Genomic DNA, 18,279 nt, shown 5'->3' with positions numbered 1-18,279 from the left:
GGGATACGAAGCTAATGGGTTTCTTTGAACAGGATGACAAAAGAGTTTTGAATGATAAACAAAACTTTGAGGATCGGGCTCAGAAAAATAGTCCCTTCTTGAATTCCAAGAAGGGACTATTGCTTTTTAAACTATTAGTTTTTTCTATGAGAAGATCTGAAATTAAACGTATGGTTTTATTTCTTTTTGATAAAAGTCATATAATTGATTAACGGAAGAACTGGACAAGATATGACTGACCCGTTCAATTTTCTCGCGCTTCCAATCAAACCATCGCATTTCCTTTAACTTTTCAATTTCTTCTTCCGCAAAGCGTTTCCTTATCTCTTTAGCAGGGTTACCGCCTACGATAGTATATGGTGGGACATCTTTTGCAACTACCGAACCGGCCGCTACAATGGCGCCTTCGCCTATGGTCACACCTGGCATAATCATGGCATTCATTCCAATCCAGGCATCACTTTCGATGACTGTATCGCCTTTTGGTAGGTAAGAAGTTTCAATCTGCTCCACAAACGGATATACGGTTATCCATTCAGGATGATGATTGTGATTTCCACCCATTAAAATAACTACACCACTTGCAATGCATACGTAGTTTCCAATAATCAATTTATCTATATGCCAACCATGGTCTTCGATGGGGTTAAACAACCTTCTGGATTTTTCATCTCCCCATAGGTATCTAACGCACCCATCTTCAAAATCATGATGATCGTAATAACCAGAATAGTAAGAGTATTCCCCTACTTGAATCATGGGGTTGGTGACAATATCCTTTAAATACTTAATTTCGGACCAGTGTTCAAACGAATGTTGTTTCATTCTTTTTCTCCTCGCTTCTAAGTAGAATAAATCATGATTTACTCAGAAGCTTAGTGCAATAGCTACATTCTTAAACCTTTTCAAACGACGAACCATCGTCCTCATCCTTTTCCTGTTTGTTGGTGAGATTGTAACAAACGTATTATCTTTTCGTCAAACACGCAGTTTGAATATACAGTGAATTTTTGGCTCATTCATTACGCCTGCTCATTTTCTCACCTCAGATGCATATTGAAACATGCCCTCACCATATACTCTGCTATCAAGCCAATTTAGATGGTTGTTTTTAAGTGTGCCGAAAGGTGGGATATGGTTTGTCGGATCCTTTTGTAGTCAGATCATTAGACGAAATACGTTTTTGGTCACGCATTATGAAAGAACATTCCTTTTTTCTTCGACTCGGATTTAGATGTGAAGATACGCAGTTAATTAATGAGGCTAATCAATTTCATGCAATCTTTGAAGAGATTGAAAGAAGATCACATTCTTTTCAAGCTGATACTGATCCCCAAACAATTCGACAGTTTAATTCAGAAGTTCACAATGCCGCTGTTCACATTTGGGCATTTAAGAGAAAGGTACTTGGGCTCATACTAAGGTGCCAACTTCCTGGGGGTACAAACTTCCCTTTGCTTGTAGATCATGTTAGCCGAGAAGCAAATTACTTTAGAAATCGGTTAGAGGAACTCAATAGCGGGAGACTTGAACCATTACCTGATGCGATTATCGATGAAAATGTCTTTTTCCTAAAAATCATGGCTGACCATGCAAAATTTATAGGTCATCTGCTTGATCCATCCGAGCGAAAATTAGTGGAACAAGCAAGGGAGTTTAGCCAAGATTTTGATACGTTGATGTTTCAAGCCATTGACTTAAGTTCCATGCGTCCACAATCGCAAACCCATCCATTACTAAGTCAATTTGTTGATGAAAACCGCGTTTCAGTCAAATCATTGCGAGATTTTAAGAAGACCGCGCGCGATTTAATTGAGGAGTGTCGAATCAAAAGTATCATTCACCCTTTATTAGCAGATCACGTTTTTCGTGAGGCTGAACGATTCTTATTTATCCTTGACATGTTCGATCGGTCATTGTCTGGCATGAAGGTAAACAAGAAAGAAATCATGCATTAATATAAAGGAGGCGTATTTGATGGAAATACCAATAACCGGTTTTATTGTTCATTCCAATGACTCCGAATCGGAACACTCGCATCAACTGTTTCTTACATCTTGGGATGGAAGACCCGTTAACGTTCATGTTCATCCCTTTGAAGGAGATACCTCCTTTGATGTTGGACATTTCCATCATTACGTGGGTGTAACTGAACCAGCTCCAAGTGGCGTTCCACACGTCCATAATTATCATGCCCAAACATCATTTAACGACCAACACAAGCACATGATTAGAGGAACCACTGGCCCGGCCATTCCCTTGGCAGGCGGCGGGCATTATCATTATTTTGAAGGCTATACCACAGTAGATGGCAGGATTCCACATGCTCATCGATATAGTGGAAACACTGGTAATGAACAAGGATAAAATAACATCAAACGAAGTCAGGAACTTTCATCTTCGTCTTGTTAGGTGAGTGTGCCCGCACTGTAATGGTATTTGGTAGACTTTTTTTACTCAATGAATTCCTTTCAGTCATAAACCGAAGCCGCTCCCTCTCCAGGTGCGGCTTTTTGATGTCCAATGTCTACATGTAATTGATTCAGTTGATCAGGATCTGCCATTTTAGTGACAAGTTCAGAAGATAGCAGAGAAGGGGCAACGCGTTGGCGTGTGTTCCTATGTGTCGTGCATTCATATACGTAAACCAACTCAAATTGGATTGGTTTAGGCGGTGGATAGATCTTGAACAGGGGGTTATAATTATATAAAAAAAAAGGAGGATTCATAGTGGATTTTCTGACATTAGTATCATTTTTAAGTGCTGCAATCTTGTTAACATTGGCACCTGGGCCAGATAATATGTTTGTTTTGGCTCAAAGTATTTCTAAAGGGAAACGTGCTGGTATTTTAGCATCTGCGGGGCTTTGTACAGGCTTAATTGTTCATATTCTTGCAGCAACCTTCGGAATTTCAGCAATTATCTATCAATCTTCAGTAGCCTTTGCAATTGTCAAATATGCAGGAGCGGCTTATCTGTTGTACTTAGCATATAAGGCATTTCGAGAAAAGGATTCGAGTTTTGCACAGACTAATTTAAACACCTCAAAACATGAGTCTTTGTATAAAAAAGGGATTATAATGAATATCCTTAACCCCAAAGTATCACTGTTTTTCCTTGCATTCCTCCCGCAATTTGTAAATTATCAAGCTGGAAATGTATCGTTACAAATGCTTCTATATGGAATGATATTCTTAGTGCAAACGATAATAATTTTCACTTTTGTCAGTATATTTGCTGGTAAACTGGGACATTTCCTGCATAAGAGTCCTACCATCTCCAAAAAGATTAACATTTTGCAAGGCTCGATTTTTGCACTTATTGGATTGAAAATCGCTTTCGCTCAAAAAAATTAAAAACTCTTTTATAGAGGTGACCTGACAAAACAAGAAGGATGTCACGACTGGCTAATTATAAAACGACTTGGCTCGATATTTCGGAAGAGGAACTAAGGATTGCCATGATCCATACGGCCACATCCGGTTATGCGAAGCCGGTGCTTGAGCCTGCGTATAACCTTTCTCTGGCAGAGCCAAAAAAAAAAAGACTTCCGGTTCGTGAGCGTGAGCCGGAAGTCTTTTTTATCCTAAATGATGCTGTTTATTCGTAAATACCAGCTAAATGTAAGAAAGAAACAGGGTGGCGATACCAAAGTAGATGACAAGCGATAGGATATCGTTAATGGTTGTAATTAACGGCCCCGAGGCTACGGCCGGATCGATCTTGAATTTGAACAGAATGAGGGGGATGATGGTACCTGCCATGGTTCCCACGATGAGTGTTGCAATCAACGAGCTTCCGACCACAAACCCCAGATAGAGATTGCCCTGCCAGAAATATGCGATCAAGGATATCAGAATGCCGCATGTGACCCCAATCATCAATCCGACCTTCAGCTCTCTCGCTAATAGCCGGTACACCAGCGATTTCGTCATTTCTTTCGTGGTCAGGCCTCGCACAATAACAGCAAGGGACTGCGTGCCAGTGTTGCCGGTCATTCCTGCAATCATGGGCATGAAGAAGGCTAGCGCCACAACCTGAGCCAGTGTCTCTTCAAATCGGGAAATGATCGTTCCGGAGATCAGACCGATGAATAAGAGCAAGATTAGCCATGGCAATCTTCGAAAGGCGGCAACGGTTGCTTTGGTGTTGAAGTCGATGGATTTGCCCCCAGTGGCATTCATTTTCCGAATGTCCTCGTCGGCTTCCTTGATGACGACGTCGAGAATATCGTCAACCGTAATGATGCCTACAAGCCTGTTATCCTGTTCAACGACGGGGATGGCGACGAGATCGTATTTTTGGATAATCTGGGCGACTTCCTCCTGATCGGCATCCACAGGTACGGACAGAACCCGGCTGTGCATGATATCTACCATATATTCATCCGGCTCGGCCAAAATGAGTCCACGGTAGGACACCACGCCCATCAGCTTTTTGTCTTGGTCAATGACGTACAGATAGTTGATCGTTTCCGAAATGGAGACGTAGGTTTTCAGCTTCTGGACTACCTCTGATACGGTGTAATGCTGGGGAATCCACACATAACGGTTCGTCATGATTCGGCCCGCAGTTTCCGGCGGGTATTTCATCAGGTTCTGGACAAATTGGGATTCCTCGTCCCGCATTCCCTTGAGGAATTCGTCTTTCTGCTCGGGTGACAGCTCGTCAAGCAGAATGGCGAGGTCGTCGTTATCCATCAAGTCCAGGATGATGGCTGTTTTTTCTTTGCCCAGCTTGCCCAAAACCTCGATTTGCTGGTCGTGCTCCATTTCCTGAATCATATCGGCCAGCTGTTCCTCGTTCAGAAATTGCAGAAAGCGGGTTTGGTCTGTATCGCTGAGATGGCTATGTATTCTGGCCAGGTCATAAGGCAGAAATTCATCGATCATTCGCTGAAAGTCATTTGGTGTTTTTGCTTTTAGACTCTCGATAATATCCGGTATCCATTGCTCCAGTGTCCGAGTATTCACGCCTGCAATCCTCCTTTCTGATTCCGTTCTATTATAGCAAAATGTTTACGTATTATAGGGTTCACCATAACGACTTGTTATTAAACAGTCAGGATGCGGCAAGTGAATGAAAATAAGGTTTATGGACGAAAAAAAGAGTCTGCAGCAAGAGTTGCAAACGGTTGCAATTTCAAATAAGATATAGGCGCACAAATCTACGAGTAGGGGTGAGTATATGAAGTACAGACGTCTCGGGAAAACGGATCTGAAAGTATCGGTAGTCGGTGTGGGAACCTGGCAGTTTGGCGGTGATTGGGGGAAGGATTTCAATCAAAAGGAAGTCGATGCCATCTTAACGCATGCGAAGGAACTTGGCATTAATCTGCTCGATACAGCCGAATGTTATGGGCCTCATCATATGTCCGAGAATTTCATCGGCGATTTCTTGTCGCGCGACCGCCGCGAGGATTGGGTCATTGCCTCGAAGTTTGGTCATCGATGGCATGAGCAATGGGAGCACGCTTGGGATGCGAAGCAAATCCGAATTCAACTGGAGGAATCACTTAAAGCGCTTCGTACCGATTACATCGACCTGTATCAATTCCATTCCGGCTCGGATGAAGTGTTCAACAATGATGATATGTGGACGATGCTGGACAAGCAGGTTCAGGCGGGAACCATCCGTAATCTGGGCATTTCCATTGGTAGCAACAAAAATATCTATCAAACTGACAAGGCCGCGGAGGTTAATGCCAAAGCCATTCAGGTCGTGTATAACCGTCTGGACCAAGCTCCGGAGGAAGAGGTTCTTCCTTCATGCATGAAGCAGGATCTTGGCGTATTGGCGCGAGTTCCGCTAGCGAGCGGGTACTTAAGCGGAAAGTATAAGCCGGGGACGGTCTTCAGCGATAATGTGCGCAAGAACCGTGACCAGGACGAGATTAATGCCAAGCTGAAGCTTGTGGAAGAGATTAAGCAGAACGAAGTGCCGGAGGGCGTGAATATGGCCGAGTGGGCGTTGGCCTGGTGCTTGAAGCATCCTGCTGTCAGCTGTGTTATTCCAGGCTGCAAGAGCGTCGAGCAGGTGCAGATGAACGCAAGAGCCGTGGAGCTGGATTTGGTCCAGGACGACCATCCAGGTGCGTGGAGGGAATAAAACGCTTGGATTTCATTTATTATTTTAGCTGATCTTATGACTGCGGCTTTGAATCTAGACATAAATAATATGAAAATCGTAAAAAGCCACTTTGCTAAGTGGTTTTTTTCGTTAGATTGTAATCTTTCAGATCAAGAATTATGAACGAATTGGGAATCGTATTTAGTAATAGGTTATAAGTATGATAGAGTAGTTTTATGGAATGAAGATCGTGGGAGGAACCAGATGAAACCGATTAATAAACTTAGCGTTCAAGATGATTTTGTTGGATTTTACTTGCTGAAAGAATTAAATATGAGACAGACCAACGGCACGCCGCCGAAAGATTATTTTGACATTATTCTCTCGGATGCGAGCGGCCAGATTTCGGCCAAGTACTGGGATGTGACCATTCAGGATAAAGAAACATTCCTGCCGATGCAATTAGTCAAAATCCAGGGAACCGTGCTGAGCTACAGGGATCAGCTTCAAGTCAAAATTAGCCGAATCCGTAAGGCAACAGATGAGGATGGCGTTTCCTTGACCGATTTTGTAAGGGCTGCGCCAATCCGTCCCGTGGATCTGTTACATACGATCAAACTTACGATGAATGAGATTACGGAGCCGCAGGTACGAAGCATCGTGCAATATTGTGTGTCGAAGGTGGAAGAGAAGCTGATGCATTATCCGGCTGCCAAAACCTATCATCATGCTTACTTTGCCGGACTTGCCTATCATATTGTCCGCATGCTGGAGATGGGTGATTTCATCTGCAAGCAGCGGCCGTTTCTGAATCCGGACTTGATCAAGGCCGGCATTATCCTACATGATATCGCAAAGCCGGAAGAGATGATCGCCCAGATGGGCATCGTTACGGACTACAGCAACCAGGGTAAACTGATTGGGCATATCGCCCTGGCATCCAACTGGATCGTGGAAGCGGCCATTCAGAACGACATCGCGCTAGAATCCGAAGTGGTACTGGGATTGCAGCATCTCGTACTGTCCCATCATAACCTGGGAGAGTGGGGGAGCCCGGTTCAGCCGCAAACAGCTGAAGCCGTTGCGCTGCACCATATCGACCTGCTGGACGCCAAGCTGCAGATGGTAGAGGATGCCCTGGATACGACGCTTGAAACGGAGCCGTGGACACCGATGATTCGCGGACTCGATAATAAGGCGATTTATCGGTTAAAGGTATAACAATTGAGGCATCCCCGATCCATAGGATCGTGTAGGATGCCTCTTTATGATGCTTGGAGAAGTTATGATGTTTGGGTCGGTATGGTAAAGCGCACCGTTGCCCCGCGAGGCGGGGTGTTCTCGGCAGAAATATGCCCTCCATGATGCTGAATGAGAAGTTTGGCGATATACAGCCCCAGACCGGAATGCCCTTTTTGTCTGGAGGAAGGATGATTCCCTTGATAAAACTGCTTAAATACCTGCTGCAGATCTTGCTGCTGCCCAAAACCTGCTCCATTATCCGTCACAGCCATCATCACCTCCTGCTCGGTGATTTCGATCCGCCATAGAATCTGTCCGGCTTCTGGGGTATATCGAATGCTGTTCGAAACGAGATTATCCAGAACCTGCATGATGCGATAGGGATCCAGGATGACGGGCTTCTTGTTCATTCGATTATCGTTGATCTCCGTATGGAACGTTATGTTCTTATTGCTGCATAAAGCGGCATATTCCATGGTTTTATCATCCGCTAATTCTTCAATATCCACGGGAAGCGGTTGAAGCCGAAAAGATACCTTTTCAATTTCTGCGATGGTGTTCATATCCTGAAGGAGTTTCGAAGCACGTGTGGTGTTGCGTTTGATGACTTGCAGATATTGCGATTGTTTAGCTCCATAAGACTTCCCATTCATCTGCTCCAAGCCCTCAACATGTCCTTGAATAATCGTAAGCGGTGTCCGAAGGTCGTGAGCGAGAGCCGCAAACATGGTGCTTCTATCCTGCTCCAATCTCCATTCCCGCTCGATGGATTGCTCCAGCTCCTGACGCATGTCCTCAAAAGCATTCGTAAGCTGATTAACTTCCGTTATGGATGATGTCCCCGTCATGGAAAAGTGTAAATTTCGCTCCTTAATCTGTTCGGCTCCTTGGAGAAGCTGCTGCAGCGGAGTGCTGATTTTGCGGCTGAATCGTCTTCCGAATATCAGAGTGAACAAGATGATATACAGAAAAGGCGTCAGAATAAAGGCCAGGGAGCCAAAGGTTATCACGGGATTCAGCGCCGGATTGGCTGCCGTCACCTTCAGGTTATATCCAAGCAGAAGAGCTCCTGCAAGATCTCCGTCACTGGAGACAACCGGAATGTATTTAACGACTTGATTCATGCTGCTGCGCGTCTGGTTCAAGCGTGCCAGTATCTTTTGCCGGCTAAGCGATTCTTTTAGAGCAAGATCACCATATAAGGGTTCGCCGGTAAGGGATACAACCAGGTAGGACATGCCCTGCGAGGGGATCACCTTTTCAAGTTCGGCTTGTCCTTGCGTGCTCATGACAGAATCGCCCCGGTCTACCGCGTACTCCGAAATAACAGGGATCTGAGCTTCGTAATGATTTGCCGGGAGCACGATGTCATGGTTGAACAAGTACCCAAGAAGCATGACGAGCAGTCCCCAGGTTACAAGCGTAGCCAGCAAGCTGCAGGCCAGAATGGAGACGAAATGGCGGGCGAACGTGTTTTTGATGGAACGCTGTTTCATCATTTGGGATCCCACTTGTAGCCGATGCCCCATACGGTTTGAATATAGCTGCGGTCCTTGGCGTGGGCGGCCAGCTTGGCCCGGATTTTCTTGATATGCTCGGTAATGGTAGCGTCGTCCCCCTCAGCGTCAAACCCCCATAACTTCTCGTAAATCTGTTCTCTGGAAAAGACCTGCCCCTGATGCATCGCCAGCAGTTCTACGATCTGATACTCCTTATTCGTAAGAGCGATGTTGTGCCCGCTGCAGGTAACGGCATGTCCCTTGCAATCAATCATCAGGGATTGGAATCGCAGGACGCCTTGTTCTTTTTGCGCGTGAATTCTCTGTTCTCGCCGCAGATGGGCATGGATTCTGGCTTTCAATTCCGCGAGGCTAAAGGGCTTGAGCAGATAATCGTCCCCGCCAGCAGCGAGCCCTCGGATCCGGTCCATTTCACTTTGGCAAGCACTCAAGAACACAATGGGACACTGCGTCCTTTCCCTAAGCTGCTCGCAGACCTCAATGCCGTTCATCTCGGGCATCATCACATCGAGGATGATCAGGGATGGCTGCTGCTCGCTCTGGATTAGCGCCTCCCGTCCACTTCCGGCAGTCAGTACGTGATAGCCTTCAATCTCCAGAGCGTCTTGTATAAAAGAGATGATTTCTTCTTCATCATCCACCAATAGGATCGTTTCGTTTGCCATATTTATTACATCCTCCAAGAAGTCCTAGTCGTAAATTCATCTTGATAGTTTACCTGAGAATTCTAAAGAAAGGATAAAGAAAAGTTCCGCTATTAAACTTATGAAATATTCATACTTCAACGGAGCAGGCGGAATCGTTCTGGAGAAGCGATAGCGGTCGCCTTTGCCCCCGGATTTCAACCATTCTTTAATGGATAAATAGAAAATCTGGGGGCAACAGCGATCGGAAGAATGATCCGCATGCGTAGTGTTGTTTAAGCTACTGTATTTTTAGTTCAATATGTAAATCTTTATCCTTTCTTTATGATTGTACCTTAACCTGAAGGCACAATGATAAGGAGGTACGATGATGGCAACGAATCCACAGCCAAGAATACAGCTCATCGATAGCTTGAGAGGATTTGCACTACTAGGCATCTTTTTAGTGAACATTACGTTTTTTACAACATCGTTACAAACCATTTCCTTCGGGGTCGAATTATGGTCAGGCTGGTACAATGAGATCCTGATGCTGCTGCGCGGAATTGTTATTGACGGCAAATTTATTTTGATTTTCTCTTTCCTGTTTGGTTTTGGCATGGTGTTGTTACAGGAGAGCAGTCAGGCCAAAGGCCGAAGCTTTAACCGCATCTATACTCGCAGGTTGACGGCTTTACTTCTGATCGGTCTGATCCATGGCATCCTGATTTGGTACGGAGACATTCTGACCCACTATGCACTCATGGGTTTTCTGCTGATGCTGTTTCAGCGCTGCAAGCCGAGAACGCTGCTGATCTGGTCACTGTCCCTGCTGCTGCTCGTTCCCGTCCTCCTGACGGGAGCAAGTCTGCTGAGCTCCTCGGCCGGACAGGTTTTTGAGCCGTTGAGCCAGGCGGATGCACATCAGATGGGGATCTATTTCCAAGAGCGGGATGCAGCCATATACGGAGAAGGGACGATGACTCAGATCATCGCTCAGCGGCTGAATGATTACATCGGCTCCATCTTGAATATGGTGGTCTTCTACCCGCAAGTATTAGGGATGTTCCTGATGGGTGCCTACTTCTGCAAGCACCGTATTTTGCATGAGGTCCAGAGGCACCGGATGGGGATCATTAGATTGGTCGTCATTGGCGGGAGCCTGGGTCTTGTCCTTCAACTCATGATGTCGCTAGCGGATGGACTTCCATCCTGGGGCGAGGCGGTAGCCTTATTCGTTGGTGCACCACTCTTGACCCTGGGCTATATCGGCGCGTTTGCACTTTTATACCAGAATACATCGTGGCAGAAGGTATTGAATTTATTTTCTTATCCCGGAAAAATGGCCTTCACCAACTATTTGCTCCAATCGATCCTGTGCGGATTGATCTTTTACAGCTATGGATTGGGGTGGTACGGAACGATCGAACCGATCTGGCAGATGGTGATGGTTGTCGTCATTTTTGCTCTGCAAGCGATCTTCAGCAGAGTCTGGTTGAATCGGCTCCCGATAGGACCATTCGAATACATCTGGCGCCTGTTTACGTATTGGGGAAATCCGGTAAAACAGGGGCAGAAGGTGAATGTTCGTCTCTGACATGAAGCCCGCTTATATAAAACTTCACTGCATCAAAGCACCCAAGCTTTAAATAAAACTCTTGCAATTTCAATCCGGGGTGTATTACAATGCTTCTTAATTAACGAACACGATATGTTATAACAAGCGATGATGGAAAGAGTAAGCGAAAGAACGTTCCTGACAGGAAAGGGCTGCCACCGACTGAGAGCGCCCGGGCGAAGGTTCTCCGCTGAAGTTCATTCCGGAGCTGGTATGCTGATAATCTGCATGTTCTGTGCGGATGGTAGGTTTACCCGTAACCCTTGCGTTAAGAGGTTCAAGTGAGATGTGTTTGCTTTTATCGGCATGTCTAATAAGGGTGGTACCACGACTCCTCGTCCCTTTCCGGGCGGGGGGTCTTTTTGTTTTTATAAACTAGAAAAATAGGTGAGGGAGAGATTTCAGATGAGTCAAGGACGTTTGGAACAATTAAGATCGGAGCTCGATGCCGTTAATCTTCAGCTGCTGGAGCTGTTGTCGGAGCGAGCACGAATCGCCCAGGAGATCGGTCAGGAGAAGCAAAAGCAGGGAGTGCCTGATTTTGACCCGGTACGTGAGAAAAAAATGTTGGACACTCTGGTGGAGCATAACCAAGGTCCTTTCGATAATGAAACAGTGCGTCATTTATTTAAACAAATTTTCCAGGCATCCTTGAAGCTGCAGCAAGTCGATCATAAGAAGCATTTGCTGGTGAGCCGGAAGAAGAAGCAGGAGGATACGCTGATTCAGCTGGGCAGCACCATCATTGGCGGCGGCACGCCGGTAATGATCGCAGGACCATGCTCCGTTGAAAGTTATGAGCAAGTACGCCAGGTTGCGGCTGCCCTTAAGGAAGCGGGCATGACCGTCATGCGTGGCGGCGCGTTCAAACCGAGAACATCGCCTTACGATTTTCAGGGCTTGGGTATTGAAGGCCTAAAAATTTTGAAGGAAGTGGCGTCCGAGTTCGGCCTGAAGACGATCAGCGAAATCGTGGATCCTGCGCATATCGAGCTTGCGTGCGAATACATTGACGTCATTCAGATCGGTGCGCGGAACATGCAGAATTTTGAGCTGTTAAAAGCGGCGGGGGATGTTCAGACTCCGGTGCTGTTGAAACGCGGTCTTGCAGCTACGATCGATGAGTTCGTGCACGCTGCGGAATACATCGTGTCCCGCGGCAATACGCAGGTGATGCTGATTGAACGCGGTATTCGGACGTATGAGAAGGCGACGAGAAACACCTTGGACATTTCGGCGGTGCCGATTCTGAAACAAGAAACACATCTTCCGGTACTGGTGGACGTGACCCATTCCACAGGCCGTAAGGACATCCTGGCCCCTTGTGCCAGAGCGGCTCTTGCTGCAGGTGCAGACGGCGTGATGGTAGAGGTTCATCCCGATCCGGCTACGGCATTGTCCGATGCGGCGCAGCAGCTGAATATTCCGGAATTCCATGATTTCCTGGCGAATGTGAAGAAGTCCGGATTGCTGTAACCCATGCGTTCTTTTGCTTTTGGAAGATAAAGGGTTGACAAAACGCTTCTCTTTCCTTAAGATAGTTATCAAAATTCATATCGAAATGTTTTGATTAGAAATAGTAAAAGCGTAATGACTTTTCAGAGAGCCGTTGGCAGGTGTGAAACGGTAATGTCGTTCCCTTTGAACTCGTCTATGAACAGCTGCCTGATCATGTAGGGTTAGCCGGAGTTCCACCGTTATAGGGATAGATGGTGATGGCCATCGAAGAAGATCATTTTGCATAAAAATGAATTAGAGTGGTACCGCGGGTTCAACCCCGCCTCTATACGTAGAGGCGGGGTTTTTTGTTGGTTAAATTCCGGGTTTAACCAACCCCGCTTGATATAAATGAAGGAAAATGAACGATCGATTATCGAGGAGGAATATCAAATGGAACGCAACATTATCGTATTGGACACAACCTTGCGCGACGGAGAGCAGGTTCCGGGCGCCAAACTGAACGTACAGCAAAAGATCGAGTTTGCACAGCAGCTAAAGCGGCTGAATGTCGATATTATCGAGGCGGGTTTTCCCGCGTCTTCGGCAGGGGATTTCCAAGCGGTTCAGGAAATCGCCCGAACCGTAGGCGATAGCGTCTCCATTACCGCACTTGCACGTGCGGTGAAGGGCGATATCGACGCCGTATATGAAAGCATTAAGCTCGCGCAAAATCCGCTGATTCATATCGTGCTCGGCACCTCGAATATTCATGTGGAGAAGAAATTCAACCGCTCCAAGGATGCGGTGCTCCAGATGGGTGTTGATGCGGTGAAGTACGCCAAAACGCTGCTGCCTCATGTCCAGTATTCGACCGAGGATGCATCCAGGTCCGACTTCGAATATCTGTGGACAACGATCGAGGCCGTGGTAAAGGCCGGTGCCACGATGATTAACGTTCCGGATACGGTCGGTTATGCCGTTCCGGACGAATTCGGCGAATTGATCCGCAAAATCAACGAGCGCCTGAAGAATCTGAACGATCAGGTTATCCTCAGCGTTCACTGCCATAACGATCTCGGGCTTGCTACGGCAAATACGCTCAGTGCCGTGCGGAACGGTGCGCAGAAAGTGGAATGCACGATCAATGGTTTAGGGGAGCGCGCAGGCAATACGTCGCTTGAAGAAGTGGTCATGGGACTCAAAGTCCGGGAGAATCATTTTAAGGCCTCCACCAATATCCGGCTCAAGGAGCTGATTAGAACCTCCAGGCTGCTGACGCATTTGACGGGCCTGGATGTGCAGGTGAATAAGGCGATTACGGGTGAGAATGCCTTCGCGCACTCTTCCGGCATCCATCAGGATGGATTGCTTAAGGATAAACAGGTTTACGAAATTATGTCGCCGGAGGAAGTTGGCGCTGACAGCATGGAGCTGATCCTGACAGCGCGGTCCGGAAGACATGCGTTCAAGAATGCGGTGGAGAAGCTTGGTTTCGAGACAGGCGAAGGCGAAGATTTTGAAGCGCTGTTTGAGAAATTCCTGCAGCTTGCCGATGCTAAGAAGGAAGTATATGATCATGACGTTTTTTATCTGGTGACCCAGCATCGTACCCATGAAGAAGTCAGCAGTCATCTGTATGAGCTGGATTCGTTCCAGGTCGTGACCAATGATCTGTATCCGACGGCAACCGTGAAGCTGAGAAAAGGCAGCGAGACGTTCAGGGACAGCATGGTGGGGGATGGCCCGATTGATGCGCTGTACAGCGCCATGAAAGCTTTGGTCGGTTTGGACGTACAGTTAAAGGATTACAAAATCAACAGTCTGTCCAGAGGAAAAGAAGCCATCGGCCGGGTAAACATTCGAATCGAATATCAGGGCAAAATCTATTCCGGGCGCGCAATGGATACGGATATTATTAAGGCGAGCGCGTTGGCTTTTCTTAACGGAATTAATGCGGTATTGCTTGATACCAGCCACGATACGCAGGTGCAAGAGCCGGCGAGAGAATTATAATTAATGCCGTCATTGAGATCGTTGATGGTTGGTTTGATGAGCTAAGGAAGCTCGGTACGTTCACTAATGAGCAAGCCATTAAGGCAACGTAAAGCTGTTGCGGAGCTAAATACCCCACGCTATCTCTCATGTAGAAGTGGGGTATTTTGGCTGTCGTAAAGGACAATTCTGTGGAATGAACAACATTTATTGACCGACCGTTACAAAATATATATAATGAGCTGGAAGCCTTAGGAAAGGAGCAGCCAACACCATGCGCAAGGGTATGGAGGGCATGGTGTTGCAACGACGAAATGGTACGTTACGAAATGTAGTAATTTAGAGAGGCGTGTTTTTTTGAATATTTTTGTACTGAATAGTAAAGAAGTTGATTTTATGTGAAGAAAGTGTAATCCAGCTATAGTGCGGTTTAAAGTGTGGTTGGACTTATTGCGCTTATTTTTGTACTGAAAGTTACAAAACTATTGAATAATTATGATAGGAGCTGTTCCCATTGCCTTTTTCCATTTATGTATTAGGCCTAATGATCTTCTCAATGACCACCTCCGAATTTATGGTGGCTGGCATTATGCCTTCGCTTGCAGCGGAATTCAACGTTTCGATTGCCGCCATCGGGTATCTCATTACCGCATATGCAGTCGGGATGATCGTAGGAGGGCCGTTGCTGACGATAGGGCTGTTGAAAGTGAGGCCCAAACAAGCCTTCATGACCGTGTCCGTTATCTTCCTAATGGGACAGACTTTAGGCGCCATAGCCCCGAATTACGAAGTCATGATGGCGGCGCGGATCATTACAGGGCTTTCCTCCGCTGCCGCGTTCGGTGTATCGCTCGCTATCTCCTTCAGCCTTGTTGATCCGGAGTCGCGGGGACGCGCAAGCTCTATCGTAATCGGCGGATTGATGGTTGCTACCGCAATCGGAGTTCCGCTGGCGATGTGGATCGAGCAGCTGCTGGGCTGGCGTGCCAGCTTCTGGGCCGTGGTTGTCCTGCTGCTTGTTTCAGGACTGGTAGGCCTGTTTACGATTCCATCCCTGCCGAAGCCGGAGAAGGCTGGCATCCGGCAAGAGCTGGCTGCCTTTAAGAATCGCCGGCTGTGGGCTGCTTATGCTACAAGCATGCTGATTATAGGCGCAACCTTTGCCGCATTCAGTTATTTCTCGCCAATCTTAACCGAGCTTGCTGGATTCAGTGTTTCGTCGGTTCCAATCCTGCTGGGCGTATACGGCGTGGCCACGGTGTTTGGCAATGTGGTTACCGGCAGGCTGGCGGATCATTATATGATGCCGATTCTCACGATAGGGCTGATTACCTTAGCCGCTGCCTTGATGGTATTTGGACTGTTCGTTCACAGTCCGGTCGTTGCCATGATCGCTGTTGTGCTTGTTGGTCTGGTGGGTGTGCCAATGAACCCGGCGATGGCTACCCGGGTGATAAGGGTCGCCGATACGGGGTCACTTGTAACGACTGTTCATGGTTCTGTTATCAGCTTGGGGGTTGTTGTCGGCTCCTCTACGGGTGGAATGACCATAGATGCCGGTTTTGGCTTGGCATCGCCTCTGTGGGTTGGTGCGCTCTTGGCTGTCGTGGGCTTGCTTTCCTTGCTGCCTGGCATTAGAGGCAAGGAGAGAAAAACGGCGATTGCCAAATCTTCCTGAACGAAAGAACCGACTCGTATTCTGGAGGAGTCGGTTCTTTTTTTGCTAAACATTCAAGCATCATCTCTTTTATAGTACATTAGGAAATAAGATCTCAGCATCAGGGAATGAATGTTAGTATTAAGAAATTGAAATGTAAGAACAACAGGGGACCTTTCGATTGATATTTGACAGGAGGTGCTTCATTGATGGTCGATTTTGAGTGGTACAGAAGCTTTTGCACGATTTATAAGCATAATTCCGTTTCCGAAGCGGCGAAGACCCGGATCATGACCCAGCCGGCGATGAGTCAGCATCTCGCTGCCTTGGAAGCCGAGGTGGGAGAAGCGCTGTTTATTCGCACGACCCGAAAAATGGTGCCAACCGAACGAGGCAAGGAGCTGTACTCGCAATTGGCTCCTCTGATCGAGTCACTTGAAGAAACGACGATGCAATTTAAATCGGCTTCGCTTCCCTCGCTTACGGTCATTAAGATCGGAGCGGCGCATGAATTTTTTAGTGAGAAAATCCTGCCCCAGCTTGAAACGTTCAGCACATGTACGCTCTCCCATTTTGGGACCGCGGATGAGCTGCTGGAGCTATTAAAAGAAGATAAGCTCGATATTGTCATTACGTCCAAGAAGTATCAAACACCGGGAATCGAGTATGTGAAGTTTATGGAAGAAGAATTTGTTATCGTTGCTCCCGGGGATTACGACGTACCTGTATTTACGGGGGTTCAGCAGAAGGAGCGGTGGCTATCCTCCCAGAGCTGGATCAGCTATGGCTTGGAATTGCCCATCATACGAAGGATTTGGCGAGAGCACTTTAAGAAGAGGCCATTAATTAGACCGAAGCATATCATTCCGAATTTACATATGATTTTGAGGGCGGTTGAGCAAAGTATGGGGTTAAGCGTTGTGGCGACCTATCTGTTAGGCGATTCGGCAGACAAGGGTAAATCGAAAGTCATATGCGAAGAATGCAAAGTGACCAATGAGTTGTTTTTTGCTTATCAAGCCAAACATAAGCATCTGCCTCAAATTCAAGAAGTCATCTCCACAATTCGGGATTATATATAATAATATTTATAAATACGCGATAATTTCATGATTTGTTTTATAGATAGGGCTGCCGTTAGAATGAGAGGGCAACCTAAAGTCTGAAAACAGGAGGAGTTCACAACATGAAAGTCTTTGTTACAGGTGCTACCGGTTATATAGGAGGCTCCGTTGCGAAAGTTCTGCTTGATGCAGGTCATACGGTGTACGGCTTGGTACGCAATCGAGATAAAATAGATGCTCTTCAGGGGCTGGGCATAACGCCCGTACTCGGGACATTGGAGGATACGGAGACGCTAACCCAATACGCGCAAATGAGCGATGCGGTTATTCACACGGCGGACTCGGATCATCGTCTGGCGGTGGAAACATTCATTGAAGCTTTACGCGGCAGCGGAAAACCATTCCTGCATACGTCGGGCTCCAGTGTCGTCGGCGATGACGCCAGGGGAGATTCCGTCAGTGAACGGATTTACGATGAAGAGACGCCATTCACGCCGATGGATATCCGGGAAGAACGCGTGGCGATCAATAACCGTGTGCGTAGAGCCGGAATCGACGACGGGGTCCGAAGCGTCGTGATCGTGCCTTCCATGATATATGGGGACGCGCTTGGTTTGCCTACAGAGAGCGATCAATTGCCGCAGATTATTCGGAAGTCGCGTGAAATGGCAGCCGGCATTCATGTGGGCAGAGGGGTCAACCGTTGGTCCAACGTCCATATCAAGGATTTGGCACGGCTGTACCTGCTGGCTCTTACGAAAGCGCCGTCCGCTTCCTATTTTTTTGCGGAGAATGGCGAGGAATCCTATGGGGATATCGCAAGATCCGTCAGCAAGGCTCTTGGTTTCGGCGGAAAAACGATGTCTTGGCCGGCTGAGGATGCGATGGCTGAGCTTGGAGACTGGGCGAGGTTCGCGATTGCCTCGAACAGCCGCGTGCGTGCCGTTCACGCCCGGAATTTACTCGGCTGGCAGCCTGCGGAAGAACCGCTGCTGAACTGGATTCATGATCATGTAAAATAAGCTTTGCAAATCAAAACGGCAGAAATGCCGT

At 47.1% G+C, this 18,279-nt stretch carries 16 protein-coding genes and 1 other annotated feature; of the genes, 12 read left to right on the top strand and 4 right to left on the bottom strand.

The genetic code is table 11. The annotated features are described in order from the left end of the window. Positions 1 to 162: 162 nt before the first annotated feature. The gene (locus MHH48_RS26335; protein ID WP_076324193.1) at positions 163 to 825 is read right to left on the bottom strand and encodes a CatB-related O-acetyltransferase; all 663 of its coding nucleotides are present in this window, start codon (positions 823 to 825) and stop codon (positions 163 to 165) included. Between the two features lie 371 nt (positions 826 to 1,196). On the opposite strand from MHH48_RS26335, the gene MHH48_RS26330 reads away from it, so the two are divergent. From MHH48_RS26330 to MHH48_RS26315, 4 genes are all read left to right on the top strand, one after another. Further along, the gene (locus MHH48_RS26330; protein WP_256720706.1) at positions 1,197 to 1,958 is read left to right on the top strand and encodes a DUF2935 domain-containing protein; all 762 of its coding nucleotides are present in this window, start codon (positions 1,197 to 1,199) and stop codon (positions 1,956 to 1,958) included. 19 nt (positions 1,959 to 1,977) lie between these two features. Beyond that, entirely contained in the window at positions 1,978 to 2,367 is a 390-nt protein-coding gene (locus MHH48_RS26325) for a YmaF family protein (RefSeq protein ID WP_076324191.1), read from the top strand. A 363-nt stretch (positions 2,368 to 2,730) separates the two neighbouring features. Further along, positions 2,731 to 3,357, top strand: a complete 627-nt coding sequence (locus MHH48_RS26320; RefSeq protein ID WP_076324190.1) for a LysE family translocator — start codon at positions 2,731 to 2,733, stop codon at positions 3,355 to 3,357. Between the two features lie 38 nt (positions 3,358 to 3,395). Next, on the top strand, positions 3,396 to 3,611 hold the full coding sequence (locus tag MHH48_RS26315) for a hypothetical protein (protein WP_076324189.1): 216 nt from the start codon (positions 3,396 to 3,398) through the stop codon (positions 3,609 to 3,611). 7 nt (positions 3,612 to 3,618) lie between these two features. On the opposite strand, the gene mgtE is transcribed toward MHH48_RS26315, so the two are convergent. Beyond that, on the bottom strand, positions 3,619 to 4,974 hold the full coding sequence (gene mgtE, locus MHH48_RS26310) for a magnesium transporter (protein WP_076324188.1): 1,356 nt from the start codon (positions 4,972 to 4,974) through the stop codon (positions 3,619 to 3,621). A 214-nt stretch (positions 4,975 to 5,188) separates the two neighbouring features. On the opposite strand from mgtE, the gene MHH48_RS26305 reads away from it, so the two are divergent. Continuing rightward, a complete protein-coding gene (locus tag MHH48_RS26305; RefSeq protein ID WP_076324187.1) occupies positions 5,189 to 6,109 on the top strand; it encodes an aldo/keto reductase in 921 nt (306 codons plus the stop codon). A 225-nt stretch (positions 6,110 to 6,334) separates the two neighbouring features. Continuing rightward, positions 6,335 to 7,291 carry an HD domain-containing protein gene (locus tag MHH48_RS26300; protein WP_076324186.1) on the top strand — a complete coding sequence of 319 codons (957 nt, stop codon included), beginning with the start codon at positions 6,335 to 6,337 and terminating at the stop codon, positions 7,289 to 7,291. Between the two features lie 62 nt (positions 7,292 to 7,353). Here MHH48_RS26300 and MHH48_RS26295 read toward each other — a convergent pair whose 3' ends face one another. Both MHH48_RS26295 and MHH48_RS26290 read right to left on the bottom strand, forming a co-directional pair. Next, positions 7,354 to 8,811 (bottom strand): HAMP domain-containing sensor histidine kinase, encoded by a 1,458-nt coding sequence (locus tag MHH48_RS26295; protein WP_083659748.1) that lies wholly within the window; start codon positions 8,809 to 8,811, stop codon positions 7,354 to 7,356. After that, positions 8,808 to 9,497 (bottom strand): response regulator transcription factor, encoded by a 690-nt coding sequence (locus MHH48_RS26290; RefSeq protein ID WP_076324185.1) that lies wholly within the window; start codon positions 9,495 to 9,497, stop codon positions 8,808 to 8,810. The genes MHH48_RS26295 and MHH48_RS26290 overlap by 4 nt, the downstream gene beginning before the upstream one ends. Before the next feature lie 346 nt (positions 9,498 to 9,843). Here MHH48_RS26290 and MHH48_RS26285 point away from each other — a divergent pair, with 346 nt between their 5' ends. From MHH48_RS26285 to MHH48_RS26260, 6 genes are all read left to right on the top strand, one after another. After that, the gene (locus MHH48_RS26285; RefSeq protein ID WP_340388008.1) at positions 9,844 to 11,052 is read left to right on the top strand and encodes a DUF418 domain-containing protein; all 1,209 of its coding nucleotides are present in this window, start codon (positions 9,844 to 9,846) and stop codon (positions 11,050 to 11,052) included. A gap of 426 nt (positions 11,053 to 11,478) precedes the next feature. After that, entirely contained in the window at positions 11,479 to 12,549 is a 1,071-nt protein-coding gene (locus tag MHH48_RS26280) for a bifunctional 3-deoxy-7-phosphoheptulonate synthase/chorismate mutase (protein ID WP_053492057.1), read from the top strand. Positions 12,550 to 12,630: 81 nt separating this feature from the next. Beyond that, positions 12,631 to 12,861: a binding site (T-box leader), on the top strand. A gap of 102 nt (positions 12,862 to 12,963) precedes the next feature. Beyond that, entirely contained in the window at positions 12,964 to 14,526 is a 1,563-nt protein-coding gene (locus MHH48_RS26275) for a 2-isopropylmalate synthase (RefSeq protein WP_076324183.1), read from the top strand. A 493-nt stretch (positions 14,527 to 15,019) separates the two neighbouring features. Next, positions 15,020 to 16,183, top strand: coding sequence for an MFS transporter (locus tag MHH48_RS26270; protein ID WP_076324182.1), 1,164 nt, complete (start codon positions 15,020 to 15,022; stop codon positions 16,181 to 16,183). Between the two features lie 188 nt (positions 16,184 to 16,371). Next, positions 16,372 to 17,244 carry a LysR family transcriptional regulator gene (locus tag MHH48_RS26265; RefSeq protein ID WP_076324181.1) on the top strand — a complete coding sequence of 291 codons (873 nt, stop codon included), beginning with the start codon at positions 16,372 to 16,374 and terminating at the stop codon, positions 17,242 to 17,244. A gap of 104 nt (positions 17,245 to 17,348) precedes the next feature. Beyond that, complete coding sequence (locus tag MHH48_RS26260; RefSeq protein ID WP_076324180.1) at positions 17,349 to 18,248, top strand: NAD-dependent epimerase/dehydratase family protein; 900 nt, start codon at positions 17,349 to 17,351, stop codon at positions 18,246 to 18,248. Positions 18,249 to 18,279: the final 31 nt, after the last annotated feature.

Origin of the sequence: Paenibacillus sp. FSL F4-0100 (assembly GCF_037993005.1) — a bacterium.
GTDB lineage: Bacteria > Bacillota > Bacilli > Paenibacillales > Paenibacillaceae > Paenibacillus_AQ.
The sequence above is the reverse complement of the archived record's forward strand: the minus strand, read 5'-3'. Positions and strand labels throughout refer to the sequence as shown.